Consider the following 19,928-nt stretch of genomic DNA (forward strand, 5'->3'; position numbering starts at 1 on the left):
TGGGTGATGCAGAGTTCAGCACATTATTCCGTAGGTCTGCTCCTGGCCGTTCTCTGCCGGTCGTCACTACCACATGCTGGTCAAGTCGAATGCAAACGGTTGGTCAGCGCGAATGCAATTGACTGGTCAACGGCAATGCAAATGGGTGGTCAAGTCCGTGCAATTATGCAGCCGCTGCCTGAAAAACCTTAGCGTACGATTTTTTCCGAATTCTGTAGGCTCCCCTATTGATTCGTACATACGGATAACTGCGCCGGAACCTGCAGACTTTGCTGTGGAGCACAACGTGACCATGCATAGGACTAAATCTCGCCTACATACCATGCCGAATCATGGTATAGCTTTCACATTTGCGGATAAAAAAATACCCCTCAAAGAGGGGTACTGATGCAGTAACTGCCTGAAAAAGCCCTAACTATGTATTCCCCGGTGGGGGGAATAAGCAATGCAGGCCTTTTTTGTGTACGTCAATTTTGAAATCGAATGTCCTCTTTGAGGTAGCGCGCCAGCTCAGCTTGTCGCTGGCAGCCCATGAGCAGCCAAAGCAGAATCCTGGCTTTGCGCGGGCAGAGAAAGCCAGCCATCGATGCACCTTTACGGATCAGATCCATTTCGCTACCCATAAAACCGTATGAAGATTGTGCGGTGGAGCCAGAACCGGTCCGGGTCGCGATGATGACGGGGATTCTTTCTGCGATTTTTTCCACGATGTCAGCCCAACTCTTTGAGAGGTGTCCTGCGCCGAAAGCGGAGATCACCAGCCCGTCGTAGCCCAGCTCAAGGATGTTTTCCAATAACAGGGTGTCAGCAGAAAGCGTCGCTTGCAGCAGAGCAATTTTCTGAGTGGTTTTTTTTGGCAAGGGTAAGACCCTCCGTTGGGCCGGTTGGCGTAGATAACGGACGGTTTCTTCTACCAGCATGCCTGCCGGACCAAAGATGGGAGAGGAAAACGCCTGCAGCGCCAAAGAATCGGTTTTGCGGACGACGCTCGCTTGGTGAATTTGTCCGTTCATGACCACTTGGACGCCTCGCCGACGGCTGTTTTCAGCCAATGCGACTCGGCAAGCATCCAACAGATTCGCCGGGCCCTCGGCTCCCGTCTGGGCAGCCGAACGCATGGCACCAGTCAGCACCAGCGGTTCGTCGTGGTCCCACAAGTGGTCGAAAAATGTTGCTGTTTCTTCAAGGGTGTCAGTTCCCTGAGTGATGACAACACCCACTGCGCCTTGCTTGATTTGGAAATTTGCCCAGGAAAGGACGCTCAGCAAGAATTCGAAATCCAGTGAAGCACTTGGCAGCAGCCCGAGAGTCTCAACGGTGACCCGTGCCAATGTCATTATTTGCGGTGCGGAGGTCAGCAGGGTTTCGCCGCTGATGGTCGGGAAAACACCTTCTTCGGCGTTCCTGGCTTGCATGCTCACTGTACCGCCGAGCGCCGCGATGGCCAGTTTGGGCTGGTCCATGTGATACCTCACTTGCTTGTGATGAGAAGTCGGCTGTATCCGGAGCTGAGTCCGTGATACAGCCCGATGGCGGCATTTGTCAGTCGGCTATCAGCAGTCCGATAAACGGAATGATGAGCAGAGTACTGATGGCCATAGACAGGACATTACCGATGAAGGGATGCATGTCGGCCGGCAACCGCTTGGCGATTGCGCACGCCAGTGGTGGCGCAATCAGTGCCCCCAGCAATGCGCTTGAGGCGATGACCTGCCAACTGCCGCCGTACGTCAGAACGGCTGCCGGCACGACTGACACCAGCGGAACGTAAGTGGGATACCAGCCGCGCAACATCCATTGCCGACGCCAGATCACCACCCCTAACGCCGAGGTCAACGCCTGCGCGGCGATCAGTTGTGGCAGCAAGCCCGTGCCGTACACCGGGCTCGTCGGGTTCAAGGTGTAAGCCAGCAAGGCCCCCACGATCAAGCCGAGGCTGGCCCATTCATTGCCAAAGAATGGCGCTTCCGAAAAGTCCGCCAAAATCCGGCGCAGACTCCAGAAGACGCCGTAGTCAGGTGTCTTGGTGATGGCGGATGCGGACGGCGACTCCGATGGCTTCTCGGGTGAGTCGGACTTCACCAGGCTCGGCAGGTAACGGCAGAGCAGAAACGCGCCGACGCTGGCGATTGCCATACCCGAGACATTGCCAATTACGGCTGGCAAGCCCATTGGATTGCAGACGTAGTTGACGATCAGCAAACACATTGGGGTGACTAACACGGCGCCCATGATTGCGCCATTGATCGTGACCTTCCAGCCGCCGCCAAACATCAGCACCATCGCCGCCGGCAACGAAACGAAGGCTGCAAACGTGGGTTGCCAACTCGTGGCCGTGACCGTCCATCCCCACAGCAAATTACTCAGCAACAATCCAAGCAACGAGCTGGTGATGAGCCATAGCCATAATCCGCTGCCATAGCAAATGGTAAAGCCTTGCCAGGTTTTCCCCGTTCGATTCGCCCAGTAGGCCAGATAGGCTCCAGCCAGAAGCCCGACCGAAGCGAACTCGTGTTTGTAAAACGCAACCTCGCTGATGTCCCCCAGCACCCAGCGCAACCAGGCACTTGGCTCCGGGAGGCTCGATACCATGTGACTGTAGTCTGGCCAATGGGCTGACCAGGATGAGCGGTAGGTGAATGAAAGCCAGATGATCAGCAATGCCGTGCCGAGCATCAGCCAGATAACCGCAATATCCAACGGTGACCTGGCAGCAAGCCGGTTTGCTGATTTTTCGTTTGTGGTATCCATCAGTCATGCCCCCTGATCAGCGCGGCAGACTAGGATGCTGGGTATAACCGAGCATTTGATCGTAGAGATCGGCTCGACGATCGCGATGCAAATCGTTCAGGTTGTTCCAGATGGGCGCGCTGCGCGAGCTGGTGAGGTCGACATCGGCAAACAGGATTTCCTGCTTGTCTGCTGAAGCCACTGCGCCAATCGGCCAGCCATTGGTGCCCGCGATCAACGAGCAGCCCAGATAGCGTGCACCTCGCTCTTCACCAATCCGACTCGCCGCAGCAATAAACACGTTGTTAACGTGAGCTGCCGTCATCGTCAGGTACGAAGCCATGCACTTGCCGGCGTCATCGAACAGAGGTGGCGGGGTCCAGACCCAGTTGTTCAGGCTGCAAATGATGTCCGCGCCTTGTTGACTCAGGATGCGCGGTACTTCTGGAAACCAGATATCCCAGCAGATCAACAAGCCTATACGGCCTATCGGGGTGTCGAAAACCGGGAAGCCCAGATCGCCCGGCGTGAACCATAATTTCTCCAGATTCCATAAATGAGCTTTTCGATACTTGCCGATAAAACCGTCAGGCCCGACCAGAACGCCAGTGTTGAACAGGCGCATGCCGTCGCGTTCTGTCAAACCAGCGACCAGATAGACCTGGTGCTGGTGGGCGAAGTCCATCCAGCTTTGCACGCTCGACCCGCCGGGAACCGACTCCGAATGCTCGAACGCATCCTGCCGATTACTGAAGAAATAACCTGTACTTGAAAGCTCGGGCAGAACGATGAGATTCGCTCCGCCGTTCACCGCCTCCAGGGCGAGTTCCAGGCTGCGACGCAGATTGTTTTCACGATTCTCCATGCCGACTTGTGGATCGAATTGCACGACTGCTACACGAACAGGGCTTGTTGGCTCGTTCATTCCCGAAAACCTCTTTTTATTGTTATTCACGCGGTTAAATTGCGTGTTCATAAGAGGTGAAACAGGGGCAGGAGGTAAGTCAGCCACTTCCGTTTAGGTTGTAGTCCATATCCCAAGATGAATGGGCGAGGCGCTTGGTGGGCGGGGACGCAGGTAGAGCCAGTGCATGTCGCACATGGCTCTTGGGCAGGGGATGGTGATCAAGTTCCGACTTTATAGTGCGGATAGTCGCTCATGGAAAAACCGCCATTGAAGGCCGCAGCGGTTTTGTTGCAAATATGAATGACCGCATCGACGGCGCCCCGAAAGCAAGGCTCCGTCCAGCCGGCGTCGACCGAAAACGACTCGCCGGAAAAATACAGACCTGAAACATGCGCGAAGTCCCGGTTGTACTTCATCAGGCCGACGGCATCGTAGTAGGTGCCAGGCCGGTATAACTTTGCACAACCCAGCGCATTTTTATCGGTTATCCAGCGTTGGACCACGGCTTGATCAAGGCTGATATAGGGAGAAATCTTCTCCTGAATATTGGTGGAGTTCATAAGGATCCGGTCCAGCTCTTTAGCGCATTTGCGTACCAGTTCCTTGTCGGTGAATGAGGCGAGTTTGGTGGCGTCATCCTCCCATGTGTAACTTAAAAGGATGCAGTCATAGCTGTAGTTGTCGTTGTAGCGGTAGGTGTAGACGTCGTGGATAAAACTGTCAGTGACGATGGCTTGCGGGATTTTGCTGTTTTTCGAAAGGAAGGATTTTTTTAACGGTGCGAAGACCTTGCAACTGGTTTCCCAGTGCGCCGTTTTATAGGCATTGATTGTCTCGAAAGGCAGCATCTGCGGTGTGAAGTTTTCCAGCTTGATGCGAGTTTCAATCAGCCAGGAGGGCAGGGTCATGATGACCGAGTCGAAGTCATCGAAGTGCTCCTGGGTTTGCTCGGGATGGCTGTGTTTCCAGTTGAAATAGACGCGTGTTTTCTGGTTGGTCAGTTTTTTAAGTTTTGTAACGGATGAGTCCGTGAGCAAACCGTTGTTTCTTTCCCGGCAGTGTTCGTAGAAGGACTTTCCGGTCTCGTCGGTTTTCATGAACAGCAGGCATTCGTCCAATGCTGCAAGACCGATGTAGCGGGGCTTGTCGAAACTCAGCCCCATCGAGTCAAAAACGGCTTCGCTTTGCAGGTAGGGTGAATCTAGCGGATCGCCCAATGAGTCCACCCGACCTTGGATCAGTTGCAGCTGGCTGCTGAACCCAAAAATGGCCGTGCGCAGCGGGTAGAGAGAGCACACATCGTAAAAGGCTCCCCAGCTACCGTCGCCGATGCCAATGGCATAGAAGATCGCGGACTCTTCTGCGGACATTCCCATTCCGCCAAAGTCCCCTGGCGAGCGTTCATCCCAGGCTTGCACGGCGGGCATGCTGACCAGGTCGCGAAACGAAATACTCTCGTATTTTTCGACGATGGCGGCCCACATGACTTCCCATTCCGGACTGGCATAAACCTCTGCGACGTGCAGGGTCATACGATCGGCAAAGGCTTTCCACTTGGCATAAACCTTTTGCAGTTCCTCGCCCGGAGGGGGGGTCTGGCCGTCGTCATTTTTCCAGATGAGCATCTGCGGAGTCGGTGCGCCGCCCATGCTGCCTTCTCGCAGATAGATGCCTGTCGAGGTGACCCATTGGCTTCCGGGATTGGCAAAATCTGAAAACGCCAAATCAAACGCCTTGGCGTAGTAGGCCATCAGCGACCGGCCCTCTGTCGGAGGCTCGTCCGTCCGGTTGAAGAAGGGCATGCGCATGGCTCCCATTTCAAACGGTGTATGGCTCATCGGCGAATGCGGGCTTCCAGGAATGGTCAAGTGCCTGCCGCCAATACGTCTGGATTGTTCTATGAGGGTGATATGGGTGAACCCGCAACGATAAAGTTCTCTGGCGGCAGTCAGTCCGGTGACACCGGCGCCAATAATGCAGATTTTATGTTGCGGGTCAGTTGCCTTGGCGATGCCGTTTTCCTGTTCAGCCAGTGCCCGATAATCGAAGCACAAGTCTGGTGGATTTGGAAAGCGAGCCGCCCATTTGCTTTTAGCCGAGCGCTTGGTTCGAGCAGCTTCCCTGGCTACGAATGACGGGTAGTTGTAGCTTGATCCGATCGTCACTGTTGATCTTCCCTGATGTTGTTTTTCAGGGAACGATGTTGAAGCTTTTAAGGGGCGGAGTATGTGAGCAGAATCGAGTGCTCCGGCGCTCTGTATTCCGCTTTTTGCGTAGGAAAAATGCATTGCGAAAAACCTGCGCGCGCAAAACTTAGTGTGGGGGCGGGCTTGCTCGCGAAAGCGGTGTGTCAGTCGTCATCAAGTTTGAATGTCAGACCGCTTTCGCGAGCAAGCCCGCTCCCACAGTTGATTTGTGTTGTTCTCCAGAGCTACGCCGCCTGCTGGAACTGCTGCCGATACTGGTTCGGCGACAACTCCGTGTGCTGGCGGAACAGCCGGGCGAAGAAGCTTGCATCGTCGTAACCAACTTCATAGCTGATGGTCTTTATGCTCTTGCGGCTGCCGGACAACAAGCCCTTGGCCGTCTCGATGCGCAGTCGCTGCAGGTAATGCAGCGGTTTGTCGCCGGTGGCGGTCTGGAAGCGGCGCATGAAGTTGCGGATGCTCATGCCGTGTTCGCGGGCCACGTCTTCGAAGCGGAACTTATCGGCGAAGTGTTCTTCGAGCCAATGCTGGATCTGCAGGATGATCACGTCCTGGTGCAATTTCTGCCCGCCGAAACCGATCCGCCCCGGCGCATAGCTGCGCTGCACTTCGTAAAGAATGTCGCGGGCCACGGCCTGGGCCACGTTGGCGCCGCAAAAGCGCTCGATCAGGTAGATGTAGAGATCGCAGGCCGAGGTAGTGCCGCCGGCGCAATACAGGTTGTCGGCGTCGGTCAGGTGTTTATCCTGATTGAGCTGAACCTGCGGGAAGCGCTCGGCAAACGCATTGAAGAAACGCCAGTAGGTCGTCGCTTCCTTGCCATCGAGCAACCCGGCCTCGGCCAGCCAGAACACGCCGGTGGCCTCGCCACACAACACGGCACCGCGTGCATGCTGCTGACGCAGCCACGGCAGGACCTGTGGATAACGTTTGCAGAGGGTATCGAAATCGTCCCAGAAGGCGGGAAGGATGATGACGTCGGCATTTTCCAGGCCGCCGTCCACCGGCATGATTACGTCGCTGAAGCTGTTCACCGGTTTGCCGTCGGGGCTGACCAGCCGGGTTTCAAACGCCGGTGTCAGGCCGTGGCCCAGTTGTTTGCCATAGCGCAGGCTGGCCAGATGGAAGAAATCCTTGGCTTGCATGAGGGTGGAAGCGAAAACCCGGTCGATAGCCAGGATGCTGACGCGCCGCAAGGGCGTGGAGACTTTGTTAGACATAATTCAACTTTATTCTTATAGGGGAAAGTGGTCACCAGACGGCTGGATCGTCTTATTTTTTGTCGGATGTGTCCAGTGTCCTGTATCGGAAGCGAGGCTTAGTCTCTAAAGGTCAATTCCGCCTAACAATAACGACAGGTGCCGCATGATCCCCAGAACCTTGTTCAGCTCCGAGCACGAACTTTTTCGCGACAGCGTGCGAACGTTCCTCGAAAAAGAGGCCGTGCCGTTCCATGGGCAATGGGAAAAACAAGGCTATATCGACCGTGAACTCTGGAACAAGGCGGGGGAGGCGGGGATGCTCTGTTCGCATCTACCGGAAGAATACGGCGGGCTGGGGGCAGACTTTCTCTACAGTGCGGTGGTGATCGAGGAGGTCGGCCGTCTGGGGCTGACTGGCATCGGCTTTTCTCTTCATTCGGACATTGTTGCGCCTTACATCCTGCATTACGGCAGTGAAGCGCTGAAACACAAATACCTGCCCAAATTGGTGTCTGGCGAGATGGTCACCGCGATTGCCATGACCGAGCCGGGTGCCGGTTCCGACCTGCAAGGGGTGAAAACCACCGCGGTGCTGGAGGGTGACGAATACGTGATCAACGGTTCGAAGACCTTCATCACCAATGGCTTCCTGGCGGACCTGGTGATCGTTGTGGCCAAGACCGATCCGAAGGCGGGGGCGAAGGGCACCAGTCTGTTTCTGGTAGAAGCCAATACGCCGGGCTTCGCCAAGGGCAAGCGTCTGGAAAAAGTCGGCATGAAAGCTCAGGACACCTCGGAGCTGTTCTTCCAGGACGTTCGGGTGCCCAAGGAAAACCTGCTGGGTCAGGCCGGGATGGGCTTCGCTTACCTGATGCAGGAATTGCCGCAGGAGCGTCTGACGGTGGCGGTGGGCGGCTTGGCGTCAGCCGAAGCGGCGTTGCAATGGACGCTGGATTACACCCGTGAGCGCAAGGCGTTCGGCAAGGCCATCGCCGACTTCCAGAACACCCGCTTCAAACTCGCTGAAATGGCGACCGAAATCCAGATCGGCCGGGTTTTCGTCGATCGCTGCCTCGAACTGCACCTGCAAGGCAAGCTCGACGTGCCGACAGCGGCCATGGCCAAGTACTGGGGCACCGACCTGCAATGCAAGGTGCTCGACGAGTGCGTGCAGTTGCATGGCGGTTACGGTTTCATGTGGGAATACCCGATCGCCCGGGCGTGGGCGGATGCGCGGGTGCAGCGGATTTATGCCGGGACCAATGAAATCATGAAGGAGATTATTGCTCGGTCGCTGTAATTTGCAGTGACTGGGCGGACGCCTTCGCGGGCAAGCCACGCTCCCACAGGTTTGTGATTTCCTGTGGGAGCGTGGCTTGCCCGCGATTGGGCCTATGGATCAATCAAGGAGCAGGATTCGGCTGATCCTGGTGAATCGCCTCGATCCCCGCCAACACTTCGTCGGAAAGTTTCAGCTCGAAGCTGGCAATGTTGCTGTCCAGTTGCTCAAGCGTGGTGGCGCCAATGATGTTGCTGGTGACGAACGGTTGCTGTGTGACGAAGGCCAGTGCCATCTGCGCCGGGTCCAGACCGTGTTCACGAGCCAGTGCCACATAACGGCTGCACGCCGCTTCCGATTGCGGATTGAAATAGCGGCTGAAGCGGCTGTAGAGACTCAGGCGACCTTTGGGCGGACGCGCGCCACCTTCGTATTTGCCCGACAGGAAGCCGAACGCCAGTGGTGAATAAGCGAGCAGACCGCACTGTTCACGGATGGCGATTTCCGCCAGGCCGACTTCGAAGCTGCGATTGAGCAGGTTGTAGGGGTTCTGGATCGACACCGCACGCGGCCAGCCACGGGCTTCGGCGAGGGCGAGGAAACGCATGGTGCCCCACGGGGTTTCATTGGACAGGCCGATGTGGCGGATCTTGCCGGCCTTGACCTGTTCGTCCAGTGCTTCGAGGGTGTCTTCCAGCGGCGTGAGGTTGACTTCGCTCGTGTGCTTGTAGCCCAGTTGCCCGAAGAAATTGGTGCTGCGTTCCGGCCAGTGCAACTGATAGAGATCGATGTAGTCGGTCTGCAAGCGCTTGAGGCTTGCATCCACGGCCTGGACGATGTGTTCGCGGTTGTGTTTGAGGTTTTTGTCGCGGATATAGTCGATGGTGTTGCCGGGGCCGGCGATCTTGCTCGCCAGGATCCAGTCGTGGCGATCGCCGCGACTTTTGAAATAGTTACCGATGTAGCGCTCGGTGGTGGCGTAGGTTTCGGCCTTGGGCGGCACCGGGTACATCTCGGCGGTGTCGATGAAATTGATCCCGGCGCTCTTGGCCCGTTCGATCTGGGCGAAGGCTTCAGCCTCGCTGTTTTGCTCGCCCCAGGTCATGGTGCCGAGGCAGATTGCACTCACGTTCAGATCGGTACGGCCTAGCTGGCGATAGTCCATCGGGTGCTCCTTGGGCAAAACAATCATAAAAGCAGGTTGAATTATTTTTCGCAATCTGCATAATTGCGCACCTCTTTCTGCAGTGGAAGTGATGCGCCGCCGCCGAAGAATCTTGCCGTTGAACGGACGCGCCGACCCGAGCCCCCGAAAGCGTCTGTATCCGGCTGCCTTTGACTTGTCAAAGTACGCACTATTCAGTAAGATCCGCCGTCTAATTTACAGGGCGGCCCCTGAGGCTATAAAGAATGAAAACTTTTACTGCTAAACCGGAAACAGTACAGCGCGACTGGTTTGTCGTCGACGCTGCAGGTCAGACCCTGGGTCGTCTGGCCACCGAAATCGCGAGCCGTCTGCGTGGCAAGCATAAAGCTGAGTACACTCCTCACGTTGACACCGGCGATTACATCGTCGTTATCAATGCCGAGCAGATTCGTGTAACCGGTGCTAAAACCACCGACAAAATCTACTACTCCCACTCCGGTTTCCCGGGCGGCATCAAGTCGATCAACTTCGAAAAGCTGATCGCTAAAGCCCCTGAGCGCGTGATCGAGACCGCGGTCAAAGGCATGCTGCCTAAGAACCCGCTGGGTCGCGACATGTATCGTAAGCTGAAAGTCTATGCGGGCGCTGTACACCCTCATACTGCTCAGCAGCCCCAAGAACTGAAGTTTTAACGGAATAGTTCATTATGTCGGCGACTCAAAATTACGGCACTGGCCGTCGCAAGACCGCAACCGCACGCGTTTTCCTGCGTCCGGGTACTGGTAACATCTCCATCAACAACCGTTCGCTGGATAATTTCTTCGGCCGCGAAACTGCCCGCATGGTAGTTCGTCAGCCGCTGGAATTGACTGAGACTGTCGAGAAGTTCGACATCTACGTCACCGTGATCGGCGGTGGTGTAAGTGGTCAAGCTGGCGCAATCCGCCACGGTATCACTCGCGCACTGATGCAGTACGACGAAACCCTGCGTGGCGCTCTGCGCAAAGCTGGCTTCGTTACTCGCGATGCTCGTGAAGTTGAACGTAAGAAAGTTGGTCTGCGTAAAGCGCGTAAGCGTCCGCAGTACTCGAAGCGTTAATTCGCTTTCGCGTTCAAAAAGAACGCCCAGTTTCCTCGCGAAGCTGGGCGTTTTTTTATGGGTGCGATTTATCAATGAATTGTGCTGTGACAACTTGCCACATCCGCAGAGGCCCTATACTGCAAGGCTTGGCAGTGGAGCCCTTCGGTAATTACCTTGTCAGAATTGGGGCTTTTCATTACCATTCGGCAAAATTTTTATAAGTTCAGATTTTTACTTAGTAGACGCCTGATTTAACAGGCCACAAAGCTGATGGGAGAGGACTGAATGAGCAATGACGGCGTGAATGCAGGCCGGCGTCGCTTCTTGGTAGCAGCCACATCCGTGGTGGGTGCTGCAGGAGCGGTGGGGGCTGCGGTCCCGTTCGTGGGGTCATGGTTTCCCAGTGCCAAGGCGAAAGCTGCAGGTGCACCGGTGAAAGTGAATGTCAGCAAAATCGAGCCAGGTCAGCAAATGATTGCTGAGTGGCGCGGCCAGCCGGTGTTCATTGTCCGCCGTACGGAGGAAATCCTGGGGAATCTGAAAAAGATCGAGGGCCAGCTGTCTGACCCGACCTCCAAGAACTCGACGCAACCGACCTATGTCGACCCGGAGACGCGTTCGATCAAGCCAGAAGTTCTGTTGCTGATCGGTATCTGCACACACCTGGGTTGCTCACCAACTTTCCGTCCAGAAGTGGCACCTGCAGACCTGGGCAAGGATTGGGTAGGTGGTTATTTCTGCCCTTGCCACGGTTCTCACTACGATTTGGCTGGCCGCGTCTACAAGTCGCAACCCGCGCCTTTGAACCTGCCAGTTCCCCCGCATTCCTATGAGACCGATGACGTCATTGTCATTGGCGTCGATACGGAGAAAGCGTGATGAGCAAGTTCATGGATTGGGTTGATGCGCGCTTTCCCGCGACCAAAATGTGGGAAGACCATCTCAGCAAGTACTACGCCCCGAAGAACTTCAACTTCTTCTACTTCTTTGGCTCCCTGGCGCTGCTCGTTCTGGTCAACCAGATCGTTACCGGTGTCTGGCTGACGATGAGCTACACCCCGTCGGCGGAAGAAGCATTTGCTTCCGTCGAATACATCATGCGCGACGTCGAGTACGGCTCGATCCTGCGTCTGCTGCACTCCACTGGCGCTTCGGCGTTCTTCATCGTGGTCTATCTGCACATGTTCCGTGGCCTGCTCTACGGTTCATACCAGAAGCCGCGCGAGCTGGTGTGGGTGTTCGGCATGCTGATCTATCTGGCGCTGATGGCTGAAGCCTTCATGGGTTATCTGCTGCCGTGGGGCCAGATGTCCTACTGGGGTGCCCAGGTGATCATCTCGCTGTTCGGTGCGATCCCGGTCATCGGTAACGACCTGACCCAGTGGATTCGTGGTGACTACCTGATTTCCGGTATTACCCTGAACCGCTTCTTCGCCTTGCATGTGGTTGCCCTGCCGATCGTGATCCTCGGTCTGGTGGTCGTGCACATTCTGGCGCTGCACGAAGTCGGTTCGAACAACCCGGATGGCGTCGACATCAAGAAGTACAAAGACGAAAACGGCGTACCGCTGGACGGCATTGCCTTCCACCCGTACTACACCGTGAAAGATATCGTCGGCGTGGTGGTGTTCCTGTTCATCTTCTGCTCGATCGTATTCTTCTTCCCGGAAATGGGTGGCTATTTCCTCGAGAAGCCAAACTTCGAGCAGGCCAACCCGTTCAAGACCCCTGAGCATATCGCCCCTGTCTGGTACTTCACCCCGTACTACGCGATTCTGCGGGCGGTTCCGGACAAGCTCCTCGGCGTTATCGCCATGGGCGCGGCCATCGCTGTGCTGTTCGTCCTGCCATGGCTCGACCGCAGCCCGGTCAAGTCGATGCGCTACAAAGGCTGGCTGAGCAAGATCTGGCTCTGGGTGTTCTGCATCTCGTTCGTGATCCTGGGTGTGTTGGGTGTTCTGGCTCCAACTCCAGGCCGTACGTTGCTGTCGCAGGTATGTACCTTCCTGTACTTCGCCTACTTCATTCTGATGCCGTTCTACACCAGGCTCGAGAAGACCAAACCGGTTCCGGAAAGGGTGACTGGCTGATGAAAAAAGCTATTTGCTGTACTGATTCTTGCGGCGATGCCTGTACTGTCTTTCGCATCGACATCGAGTGGCCCGGAGTTGGAAAAGGTCGATATCGACGTTTCCGACAAGGCTGCCATGCAGGACGGCGCGCGTACGTTCGCCAACTATTGCATGGGCTGCCACAGCGCCAAGTTCCAGCGTTACGAGCGTGTTGCCGATGACCTGGGCATTCCTCACGAGCTGATGCTTGAGAAGCTGGTGTTCACCGGCGCCAAGATCGGTGACCACATGAACATCGGCATGCAGCCGGCTGACGCCAAGACCTGGTTCGGTGCGGCGCCACCCGACCTGACGCTGGTGGCTCGTGTTCGTGGCACAGACTGGCTCTACGGCTACCTGCGTTCCTTCTATGAAGACCCGTCGCGTCCTTGGGGTGTGAACAACAAGGTGTTCCCGAACGTCGGCATGCCTAACGTTCTGGTCGGCCTGCAGGGGCGTCAGGTGGTAGGCTGTAAACAAGTTCAAATCGTCGAAGACGGCAAGAAGCAATACGATCCGCTGACCGGCACCGCTTTGACCCATGAAGCCTGCGATCAACTGACGGTATTGCCGAAAACCGGCACGCTGAACGAAGAGCAGTTCGACGAGAAGGTCAAGAACCTGGTGACCTTCCTGGCCTACTCGGCCAACCCGGTGAAGCTGCAGCATCAGCGCATCGGTACCTATGTGTTGCTGTACCTGGCGTTCTTCTTCGTATTCGCTTACTTGCTCAAGCGTGAATACTGGAAAGACGTCCATTGATAGAGCTGTAAGCCATTGCTGTTAATCGCGCGCGCCCAAGGGCGTCTCTGAAGGTGTAACGAGTCTGGTGATCCAGGCGTTACGGGAGGCGCCCTCTGGGCGCGCGTGTTTTTCCGTTTCCGATAATTTCAACAAGCGAGGAGGACCGCCATGGGCGTGACCAATCGGTTGGCCTGTTACTCCGACCCCGCCGACCACTATTCCCACCGAGTGCGCATCGTACTTGCAGAGAAGGGTGTCAGCGCCGAGATCATTTACGTGGAGGCTGGTCGCCAGCCGCCTAAACTGATTGAGGTGAACCCTTACGGAAGCCTGCCCACCCTGGTCGATCGTGACCTGGCGTTGTGGGAGTCGACCGTGGTGATGGAATATCTGGATGAGCGTTACCCGCACCCGCCATTGCTGCCGGTTTATCCTGTGGCGCGTGCCAACAGCCGTCTGCTGATTCATCGCATTCAGCGTGACTGGTGTGGTCTGGTGGATCTGATTCTGGATTCGCGGACCAAGGAAGCAGCCCGTGTCGTGGCTCGTAAAGAGCTGCGCGAAAGCCTGACAGGCGTGTCGCCGTTGTTTGCCGACAAGCCGTTTTTCCTCAGTGAGGAACAAAGTCTGGTGGATTGCTGCCTATTGCCAATACTCTTGGCGATTGCCGATTCTGGGTATTGAACTGCCGCGGCCTGCCAAGCCGCTGCTTGATTATATGGAGCGCTCGTTTGCGCGTGAGGCTTTCCAGGCGAGTCTGTCTGGTGTCGAACGCGATATGCGCTAAGGCTTAAGGAGCCGCTATGAACTCCAGTCGACCTTATCTGGTCCGCGCGCTCTACGAGTGGATTGTGGACAACGATTGCACCCCGCACATGCTGGTTAATTCCGAGTATCCATCGGTGCAGGTGCCTCAGGGTTTTGCCAGTGACGGACAGATTGTCCTGAACGTTTCCCCGGCGGCCGTGCGTCATCTGCATATGGACAACGAGGCAGTCAGTTTCGAGGGGCGCTTCGGTGGCGTGCCGCACACCCTGTACGTGCCTATCGCATCGATCCTGGGCATTTACGCTCGGGAGAACGGTCAGGGCATGGTGTTCGATATGGAATCGCCTCTGGAAGACGAGGACGAGATCGAACCGGATGATGATGTTCCGCCACCCGACAGCGAGCCGCCGCGTCCCAGCGGTCGACCGAGTTTGAAGGTGGTGAAGTAATAAAAAAGGCGATCCGAATGGATCGCCTTTTTTATTGCTTCCCTAGGAGCCAGGCTTGCCGGCGAAGGCGATCTCAGGGACGCCATCGCCAGTAAGCAGGTATCAGTCGATGTACTCAAACAACTTCACGATCTTCTGCACGCCGGAAACGCCTTGCACCAGATTGGTCGCCTGCGCCGCTTCCTGCTTGGTCAGCAGACCCAGCAAGTAGACGATGCCGTTTTCGGTCACAACCTTGATGCGCGAGCCCGGGATGGAAGGATCGGTGAGCATCTGGGTCTTGATCTTGGTGGTCAGCCAGGTGTCGTTCTGGCGCGCCAGCAGCGAGGATGGCTGCAGCACTTGCAGTTCGTTGTGCACCTTCTTCACGCGCTGAACGGAGGCGGCAACCTGTTCGGCCTTGGCCTTGAGGTCAGCGCGCGGGGTTTGTCCGGCCAGCAACACCACGCCGTTGAAGCTGGTGACGACGATGTGCGAGTTGTTGTCCAGGTCCGGATCGGCCTTGGCGATGTTTACACCGGCCTTGGTTTCGATCAGGGAGTCGTCGATCTTGCTACCGAAGGTGCGGGTACCACGGTCATCGTCGATCGGCGCTTCACGGCTGGCGTTAACCACCGAAGTGCAGCCGCTGATGCCAAGGCACAGGGTCAAGGCCAGAAGGCCTAGGCGATTAGGGGTCATTCTTCACTCCCGAACAGTTGGCTGTCGATCAAATCGCAAAGGCAATGGATCGCCAGCAGGTGGACTTCCTGAATACGTGCAGTGACGTTGGCCGGTACGCGAATCTCGACGTCCTCAGGCAATAGCAGTGACGCCATGCCACCGCCATCACGACCGGTCAATGCTACGACAATCATTTCGCGATCATGTGCGGCCTGGATCGCTTGAATTATGTTTGCCGAGTTGCCGCTGGTGGAAATCGCCAGCAATACATCACCCGGTTGGCCGAGGGCACGAATCTGTTTGGAGAAGATTTCGTTGTAGCTGTAATCGTTGGCGATCGAGGTGATCGTCGAACTGTCGGTGGTCAGCGCGATGGCGGGCAGGCTCGGGCGCTCGCGCTCGAAGCGGTTGAGCAGCTCGGACGAGAAGTGCTGTGCGTCACCGGCGGAACCGCCGTTGCCGCAGGACAGCATTTTGCCCTCGTTGAGCAGGGCGTTGACCATGACCTGGCTGGCTTGCTCGATGTGCGGTGCAAGTACGTCCATCGCCTGTTGCTTGGTGTCGATACTGGCCTGAAAAAGCTGGCGAATTCGCGATTGCATGTCCATCTGTGTGACCTTAATTAGCGCGGCTACTCGGCACATGAATGTGCAGCCCGCAAAGCAAAGAGCAAAAGTGTTGGGTGAAGGTGTCCGGTTCGGGGCGCAAGCGATCAGCTGTCGAAGGCATTCTGCAACCAGTTCAACTGATCAAGGTTGCTGTCGATGGCAACCACGTCGAAGCGGCAGGGGGAATTGGCCCAACGCGACTCGCGCTGAAGAAAATACTGCGCGGCAAAAATCAGTTTCTGCCGTTTGCGCCCATCAATGCTATCGAGCGCGCCACCCCATTGGGTGTTTTTTCTGTAGCGGACTTCGACGAATACTACTGTATCGCCATCAAGCATGACCAGATCAAGCTCGCCGCGTTTACACAACCAGTTCTGCGCCAGCAGGCGCAGACCTTGTCGCTGAAGATGCTCGAGCGCATGACGCTCGGCATCTTTACCGCTTTGCTGGCGTGACCTGTCAGGCATCAGCGCGAGGTGTCCGGCAGGCGTTGAACCTGACCGTTGGCGAACTCTGCCCATGGCAGCTGACGCTCGACCCGTTGATTCTGAGTCATGCCCAGGCTGCCCGATTGGCCTTGGATGCGGCTGTCCGGCAAGGCCTTGAGTTGCCCCAGGCGCGGTGCCAGGCGATAGGCGTCAACGCCCATCGCGTACAGGCGACCCAGGCTGCCGCCGGCTTGTGGCCATTGTGCGGTGACCTGCTTGCGCAGCGGGTCGTTGGCATCCAGCAGCCATGGGGTTTCGCAGAAGCGAATACCGTTCATGTCGTTGTACTGGTTCTGGTCGCCGCTGGCGCTGAACACGTGGGAGGTGGCGTAAACCGGCACGTCACCCGCGTACTGGAAGTTCAGGGTCGGTTTGATCTGTTGAGCTTGTTGCGGCGTTGCGGCCAGGAAGATGAATTCGATGTCCTGACGACGCGAAGGTTGTGCGGCAACCTGCGAGCCAACGGTACTTTGCAGGCTCTTGGCGCGGCCTTCGCTCTGGCGCAGCTGGAACATGTCGGCAATCTGCTGGGCCAGTTGCACCGGTTGGTCGACGCGCTCGATAGCAACGATGCTGCCACCGTTGGCTTGCCAATCCTGGCTGAACGCCCTGAGTACCCGGTCGCCCCATTCGCCTTTCGGCACCATGATTGCGGCGCGGTGCAGGCCATCGGCGCGCGCGCGACGGGACACTTCGCGGGCTTCGTCTTCAGCGGCAAGACCGAACTGGAACAGTTGGGCTGGACCTTGTTCGCCTTCGCTGTAGTTCAGTGCAAGGGTAGTGATCGGCAGTTGCGGGCGCGCGCTGAGCTGTTTGACCAGCGGCTTCTCCAGTGGGCCGACCACCAGTTGCACGCCATCGGCCTGGGCCTTGCGATAGAACTCGTCGAGGGAGGTCAGGCGCGAGCTGTCATAGAACTCGATGGCCGGCGGCTTCTGCCCGGCTTGTTGCGCCTGGTAGTGAGCGGCCATGAAGCCTTCGCGCAGTGCTTTGCCAACCGAACCCAGCGGGCCGTCTTGCGGCAGCAGCAGGGCGATCTTGCTCAGGGGCTGGCTGGCCAGCTCCTTGAGTTTGGTCAGTGGCAGCGGCAGCTGGATGGCAGCCGGGTGCTTTGGATTCTTTTCACGCCAGTTGTCGATCGCGGCTTGCTGCTGTTCCAGGGTGCCGGCCGTTTTCACCGCCAGCGCCAGACGGATCCAGCCGCCGAGGTCATCGTCAGTGGTCGGCTGCAATTGATCGGTCGGCAGCGAAGCGATCAGAGTCCAGATCGCTTCGTGGTTTTTGCTGGCTGCTTCACCTTCAAGCATCGGCGCAATAAAGATGCGCTCCCGTGCGGCGGCCAGGGTCTGGCCATCAGCCTCAAGGGCGCGGGCATGAACGGTGCCGGTGCGAACCTGTTGTTCGACGGGCAGTTCGCTCAGGCGTTGCAGGCTCGGATGGCTCAGGGCAGTCAGCGCCGCTTTGGGCTGATTGCGGACCATGGCCAGTTCAGCCGCCAGGGTGTTGGCGAAGACTTGTTGGCCAGGCTTGAGTTGTTCCACCGGGACCTGTTGCAGGATTTGCGCGGACTGCCCGGCATTACCCTGACGATAAGCCAGGTCTGCCGCGCTCAAGCGCAATAGAGCGGCTTTTTCCGGATCTTTGCTTTTAGTGGCCTGTTCGAGCAGTTGCTCGATACTGGCGTCCGGGGTCCGTGGAAGTTCGCCAAGGCTGGAGGAGGGCGAGCTGGCGCAAGCCGCCAGCAAGGCAGCGAGGCAGAGGGCAGTGAGCAGCCGCAGGCAAGCGATCATGTAAGTGTTCCTGATACTCGATCAAATTAGCGTGGAATTGTACCCAAGCACTGGCCGGGGCGCGATGTTACTGGCGTGAATCGATCAATTTAGCTCGTGCAAATGTTGCAGCACTGCACAAAAGGCTGGAAAACCCGGGGAGGGCGAGACGTATCGCAAGCGCCGCTACGCGCTACAATGTCGCCTTTTACCGATCATGAGGTGTGCGCTTTGACTGCTCCAGGTGCTTTGAATTCCGCTGCTGGCTCGCTTTATGTGGTGGCGACGCCCATCGGCAACCTGGACGATATCAGTGCGCGCGCGCTGAAAATCCTGCGCGAGGTCGCCTTGATCGCGGCCGAAGACACTCGCCATTCCCAGCGGTTGATGCAGCATTTCGGCATTCCCACGCCGCTGGCGGCCTGCCACGAACACAACGAGCGGGAGGAGGGTAACCGCTTTATCACGCGCTTGCTGGCTGGCGACGATGTGGCGTTGATCTCCGACGCCGGGACGCCGCTGATTTCCGATCCGGGTTATCACCTGGTGCGTCAGGCCCGTGCCGCGGGAATCAATGTGGTGCCGGTTCCGGGTGCATGTGCCTTGATTGCGGCGTTGTCGGCGGCGGGGCTGCCGTCCGACCGTTTCATCTTCGAAGGGTTTTTGCCGGCCAAGGCTGTCGGCCGACGTGCTCGTCTGGAGCTGGTAAAAGAAGAGCCGCGCACGCTGATTTTCTATGAAGCACCGCACCGCATCCTCGAATGCCTGCAAGACATGGAGCTGGTATTCGGTGCCGAGCGTCCGGCATTGCTGGCGCGAGAGCTGACCAAGACCTTCGAAACCCTTAAAGGCTTGCCGTTGGCCGAGTTGCGCGAGTTCGTCGAATCGGACAGCAATCAGCAACGTGGCGAGTGTGTGGTGCTGGTGGCGGGCTGGACTGCCCCCGAGACCGAAGACGCAGTCAGCAGTGAGGCGATGCGTATTCTCAATCTGCTGCTCGAAGAGATGCCGCTCAAGCGTGCGGCGGCATTGGCCGCGCAAATTACCGGCGAGCGCAAGAATGTGCTCTATCAGGTCGCGCTGGATAAACAGAAGGGCGAGTAAACCCACATGCAGCGCCGGCCAGAGGCTTTTAGCGCTTGTTCTTCGGCCGCTCTGCCGTTAATCTTCGCGGCGGAGAGTCGATCGGACAGTCGCTGCCCTCTATGAAAATTAGGGGGGGGAGGAAAGTCCGGGCTCCATAGGGCGAAGTGCCAGGTAATGCCTGGGAGGCGTGAGCCTACGGAAAGTGCCACAGAAAATAACCGCCTAAGCGCTTCGGCGCCGGTAAGGGTGAAAAGGTGCGGTAAGAGCGCACCGCACGTCTGGCAACAGTTCGTGGCTAGGTAAACCCCACTTGGAGCAAGACCAAATAGGGTCCCAAGGCGTGGCCCGCGCTGGGACCGGGTAGGTTGCTAAAGATGTCCAGTGATGGCCATCGTAGACGAATGACTGTTCAAGACAGAACCCGGCTTACAGATCGACTCTCCACCTTTTTTCCTCTCTGCCGAGTCATTGGCAGCGATGTGTGTAATGGCAATTTCCCTCCCTGCTGAATCAATAGCAGAAGCGCTTTTGTAATACCGAAAAAATCTTACTCTTAACAAACTACTTTAACTTCTGAGCGCAGCCTTCTGTGCTGATTCAAGTTATTGAGCGAATTCATCCGTCAGATTCTCGTTAACCCTCCTTTTACGCTCCTAAATCTCCGTTCTGTAAGGCTTTTCCTTTAATCC

At 57.0% G+C, this 19,928-nt stretch carries 18 protein-coding genes, 1 other RNA gene and 1 pseudogene; 10 read left to right on the forward strand and 10 right to left on the reverse strand.

The window, feature by feature from the left end; all coding sequences use genetic code 11:
* Positions 1-467: 467 nt before the first annotated feature.
* From PSH65_RS05490 to PSH65_RS05510, 5 genes are all read right to left on the reverse strand, one after another.
* Complete coding sequence (locus tag PSH65_RS05490; RefSeq protein WP_305425259.1) at positions 468-1,463, reverse strand: asparaginase; 996 nt, start codon at positions 1,461-1,463, stop codon at positions 468-470.
* A 79-nt stretch (positions 1,464-1,542) separates the two neighbouring features.
* Complete coding sequence (locus PSH65_RS05495) at positions 1,543-2,751, reverse strand: hypothetical protein (protein WP_305425260.1); 1,209 nt, start codon at positions 2,749-2,751, stop codon at positions 1,543-1,545.
* Between the two features lie 16 nt (positions 2,752-2,767).
* Positions 2,768-3,655 carry a nitrilase family protein gene (locus PSH65_RS05500; protein ID WP_305425261.1) on the reverse strand — a complete coding sequence of 296 codons (888 nt, stop codon included), beginning with the start codon at positions 3,653-3,655 and terminating at the stop codon, positions 2,768-2,770.
* 200 nt (positions 3,656-3,855) lie between these two features.
* Complete coding sequence (locus PSH65_RS05505; protein WP_305426945.1) at positions 3,856-5,802, reverse strand: FAD-dependent oxidoreductase; 1,947 nt, start codon at positions 5,800-5,802, stop codon at positions 3,856-3,858.
* A 266-nt stretch (positions 5,803-6,068) separates the two neighbouring features.
* Positions 6,069-6,965, reverse strand: a complete 897-nt coding sequence (locus PSH65_RS05510; RefSeq protein ID WP_173667540.1) for a GlxA family transcriptional regulator — start codon at positions 6,963-6,965, stop codon at positions 6,069-6,071.
* Positions 6,966-7,209: 244 nt separating this feature from the next.
* Between PSH65_RS05510 and PSH65_RS05515 the strand changes: the two genes are divergently transcribed.
* Positions 7,210-8,346, forward strand: coding sequence for an acyl-CoA dehydrogenase family protein (locus tag PSH65_RS05515; RefSeq protein ID WP_305425262.1), 1,137 nt, complete (start codon positions 7,210-7,212; stop codon positions 8,344-8,346).
* 103 nt (positions 8,347-8,449) lie between these two features.
* On the opposite strand, the gene PSH65_RS05520 is transcribed toward PSH65_RS05515, so the two are convergent.
* Entirely contained in the window at positions 8,450-9,490 is a 1,041-nt protein-coding gene (locus tag PSH65_RS05520) for an NADP(H)-dependent aldo-keto reductase (RefSeq protein ID WP_305425263.1), read from the reverse strand.
* A gap of 245 nt (positions 9,491-9,735) precedes the next feature.
* Between PSH65_RS05520 and rplM the strand changes: the two genes are divergently transcribed.
* The 7 genes and pseudogenes from rplM (at position 9,736) to PSH65_RS05555 (ending at position 14,625) form a co-directional block, all read left to right on the forward strand.
* Positions 9,736-10,164 (forward strand): 50S ribosomal protein L13, encoded by a 429-nt coding sequence (gene rplM, locus PSH65_RS05525; protein ID WP_007905295.1) that lies wholly within the window; start codon positions 9,736-9,738, stop codon positions 10,162-10,164.
* 14 nt (positions 10,165-10,178) lie between these two features.
* A complete protein-coding gene (rpsI, locus tag PSH65_RS05530; RefSeq protein ID WP_002555064.1) occupies positions 10,179-10,571 on the forward strand; it encodes a 30S ribosomal protein S9 in 393 nt (130 codons plus the stop codon).
* Positions 10,572-10,838: 267 nt separating this feature from the next.
* A complete protein-coding gene (gene petA / locus PSH65_RS05535) occupies positions 10,839-11,432 on the forward strand; it encodes a ubiquinol-cytochrome c reductase iron-sulfur subunit (RefSeq protein WP_038981621.1) in 594 nt (197 codons plus the stop codon).
* Positions 11,432-12,643 carry a cytochrome bc complex cytochrome b subunit gene (locus PSH65_RS05540; RefSeq protein ID WP_305425264.1) on the forward strand — a complete coding sequence of 404 codons (1,212 nt, stop codon included), beginning with the start codon at positions 11,432-11,434 and terminating at the stop codon, positions 12,641-12,643. The genes petA and PSH65_RS05540 overlap by 1 nt, the downstream gene beginning before the upstream one ends.
* A 36-nt stretch (positions 12,644-12,679) precedes the next feature.
* Complete coding sequence (locus PSH65_RS05545; protein WP_305425266.1) at positions 12,680-13,426, forward strand: cytochrome c1; 747 nt, start codon at positions 12,680-12,682, stop codon at positions 13,424-13,426.
* A 150-nt stretch (positions 13,427-13,576) separates the two neighbouring features.
* Positions 13,577-14,195: pseudogene (locus PSH65_RS05550) on the forward strand (glutathione S-transferase N-terminal domain-containing protein).
* Positions 14,196-14,211: 16 nt separating this feature from the next.
* The gene (locus tag PSH65_RS05555; RefSeq protein WP_123358158.1) at positions 14,212-14,625 is read left to right on the forward strand and encodes a ClpXP protease specificity-enhancing factor; all 414 of its coding nucleotides are present in this window, start codon (positions 14,212-14,214) and stop codon (positions 14,623-14,625) included.
* 102 nt (positions 14,626-14,727) lie between these two features.
* Here PSH65_RS05555 and PSH65_RS05560 read toward each other — a convergent pair whose 3' ends face one another.
* From PSH65_RS05560 to PSH65_RS05575, 4 genes are all read right to left on the reverse strand, one after another.
* The gene (locus PSH65_RS05560; protein ID WP_019582358.1) at positions 14,728-15,306 is read right to left on the reverse strand and encodes a BON domain-containing protein; all 579 of its coding nucleotides are present in this window, start codon (positions 15,304-15,306) and stop codon (positions 14,728-14,730) included.
* On the reverse strand, positions 15,303-15,896 hold the full coding sequence (locus tag PSH65_RS05565) for a phosphoheptose isomerase (protein ID WP_007904374.1): 594 nt from the start codon (positions 15,894-15,896) through the stop codon (positions 15,303-15,305). Before PSH65_RS05565 ends, PSH65_RS05560 begins: the two co-directional genes overlap by 4 nt.
* A 104-nt stretch (positions 15,897-16,000) precedes the next feature.
* A complete protein-coding gene (locus PSH65_RS05570; RefSeq protein ID WP_305425267.1) occupies positions 16,001-16,363 on the reverse strand; it encodes a YraN family protein in 363 nt (120 codons plus the stop codon).
* Positions 16,363-18,174, reverse strand: a complete 1,812-nt coding sequence (locus PSH65_RS05575; RefSeq protein WP_305425268.1) for a penicillin-binding protein activator — start codon at positions 18,172-18,174, stop codon at positions 16,363-16,365. The genes PSH65_RS05570 and PSH65_RS05575 overlap by 1 nt, the downstream gene beginning before the upstream one ends.
* A gap of 177 nt (positions 18,175-18,351) precedes the next feature.
* Between PSH65_RS05575 and rsmI the strand changes: the two genes are divergently transcribed.
* Complete coding sequence (gene rsmI, locus PSH65_RS05580; protein WP_162130595.1) at positions 18,352-19,257, forward strand: 16S rRNA (cytidine(1402)-2'-O)-methyltransferase; 906 nt, start codon at positions 18,352-18,354, stop codon at positions 19,255-19,257.
* 73 nt (positions 19,258-19,330) lie between these two features.
* Positions 19,331-19,684, forward strand: an RNA gene (gene rnpB, locus PSH65_RS05585) — RNase P RNA component class A.
* The last annotated feature ends 244 nt before the right edge of the window (positions 19,685-19,928 follow it).

This window comes from Pseudomonas sp. FP603, from assembly GCF_030687415.1.
Lineage (GTDB): Bacteria > Pseudomonadota > Gammaproteobacteria > Pseudomonadales > Pseudomonadaceae > Aquipseudomonas > Aquipseudomonas wuhanensis.

Bases quoted from the DNA above. Each gene is read 5' to 3' on its own strand.
- PSH65_RS05490 (WP_305425259.1), bottom strand. From the start codon at position 1,463: ATGGACCAGCCCAAACTGGCCATCGCGGCGCTCGGCGGTACAGTGAGC.
- PSH65_RS05495 (WP_305425260.1), bottom strand. From the start codon at position 2,751: ATGGATACCACAAACGAAAAATCAGCAAACCGGCTTGCTGCCAGGTCA.
- PSH65_RS05500 (WP_305425261.1), bottom strand. From the start codon at position 3,655: ATGAACGAGCCAACAAGCCCTGTTCGTGTAGCAGTCGTGCAATTCGAT.
- PSH65_RS05515 (WP_305425262.1), top strand. From the start codon at position 7,210: ATGATCCCCAGAACCTTGTTCAGCTCCGAGCACGAACTTTTTCGCGAC.
- PSH65_RS05520 (WP_305425263.1), bottom strand. From the start codon at position 9,490: ATGGACTATCGCCAGCTAGGCCGTACCGATCTGAACGTGAGTGCAATC.
- rplM (WP_007905295.1), top strand. From the start codon at position 9,736: ATGAAAACTTTTACTGCTAAACCGGAAACAGTACAGCGCGACTGGTTT.
- rpsI (WP_002555064.1), top strand. From the start codon at position 10,179: ATGTCGGCGACTCAAAATTACGGCACTGGCCGTCGCAAGACCGCAACC.
- petA (WP_038981621.1), top strand. From the start codon at position 10,839: ATGAGCAATGACGGCGTGAATGCAGGCCGGCGTCGCTTCTTGGTAGCA.
- PSH65_RS05540 (WP_305425264.1), top strand. From the start codon at position 11,432: ATGAGCAAGTTCATGGATTGGGTTGATGCGCGCTTTCCCGCGACCAAA.
- PSH65_RS05545 (WP_305425266.1), top strand. From the start codon at position 12,680: ATGCCTGTACTGTCTTTCGCATCGACATCGAGTGGCCCGGAGTTGGAA.
- PSH65_RS05555 (WP_123358158.1), top strand. From the start codon at position 14,212: ATGAACTCCAGTCGACCTTATCTGGTCCGCGCGCTCTACGAGTGGATT.
- PSH65_RS05560 (WP_019582358.1), bottom strand. From the start codon at position 15,306: ATGACCCCTAATCGCCTAGGCCTTCTGGCCTTGACCCTGTGCCTTGGC.
- PSH65_RS05565 (WP_007904374.1), bottom strand. From the start codon at position 15,896: ATGGACATGCAATCGCGAATTCGCCAGCTTTTTCAGGCCAGTATCGAC.
- PSH65_RS05570 (WP_305425267.1), bottom strand. From the start codon at position 16,363: ATGCCTGACAGGTCACGCCAGCAAAGCGGTAAAGATGCCGAGCGTCAT.
- PSH65_RS05575 (WP_305425268.1), bottom strand. From the start codon at position 18,174: ATGATCGCTTGCCTGCGGCTGCTCACTGCCCTCTGCCTCGCTGCCTTG.
- rsmI (WP_162130595.1), top strand. From the start codon at position 18,352: ATGTCGCCTTTTACCGATCATGAGGTGTGCGCTTTGACTGCTCCAGGT.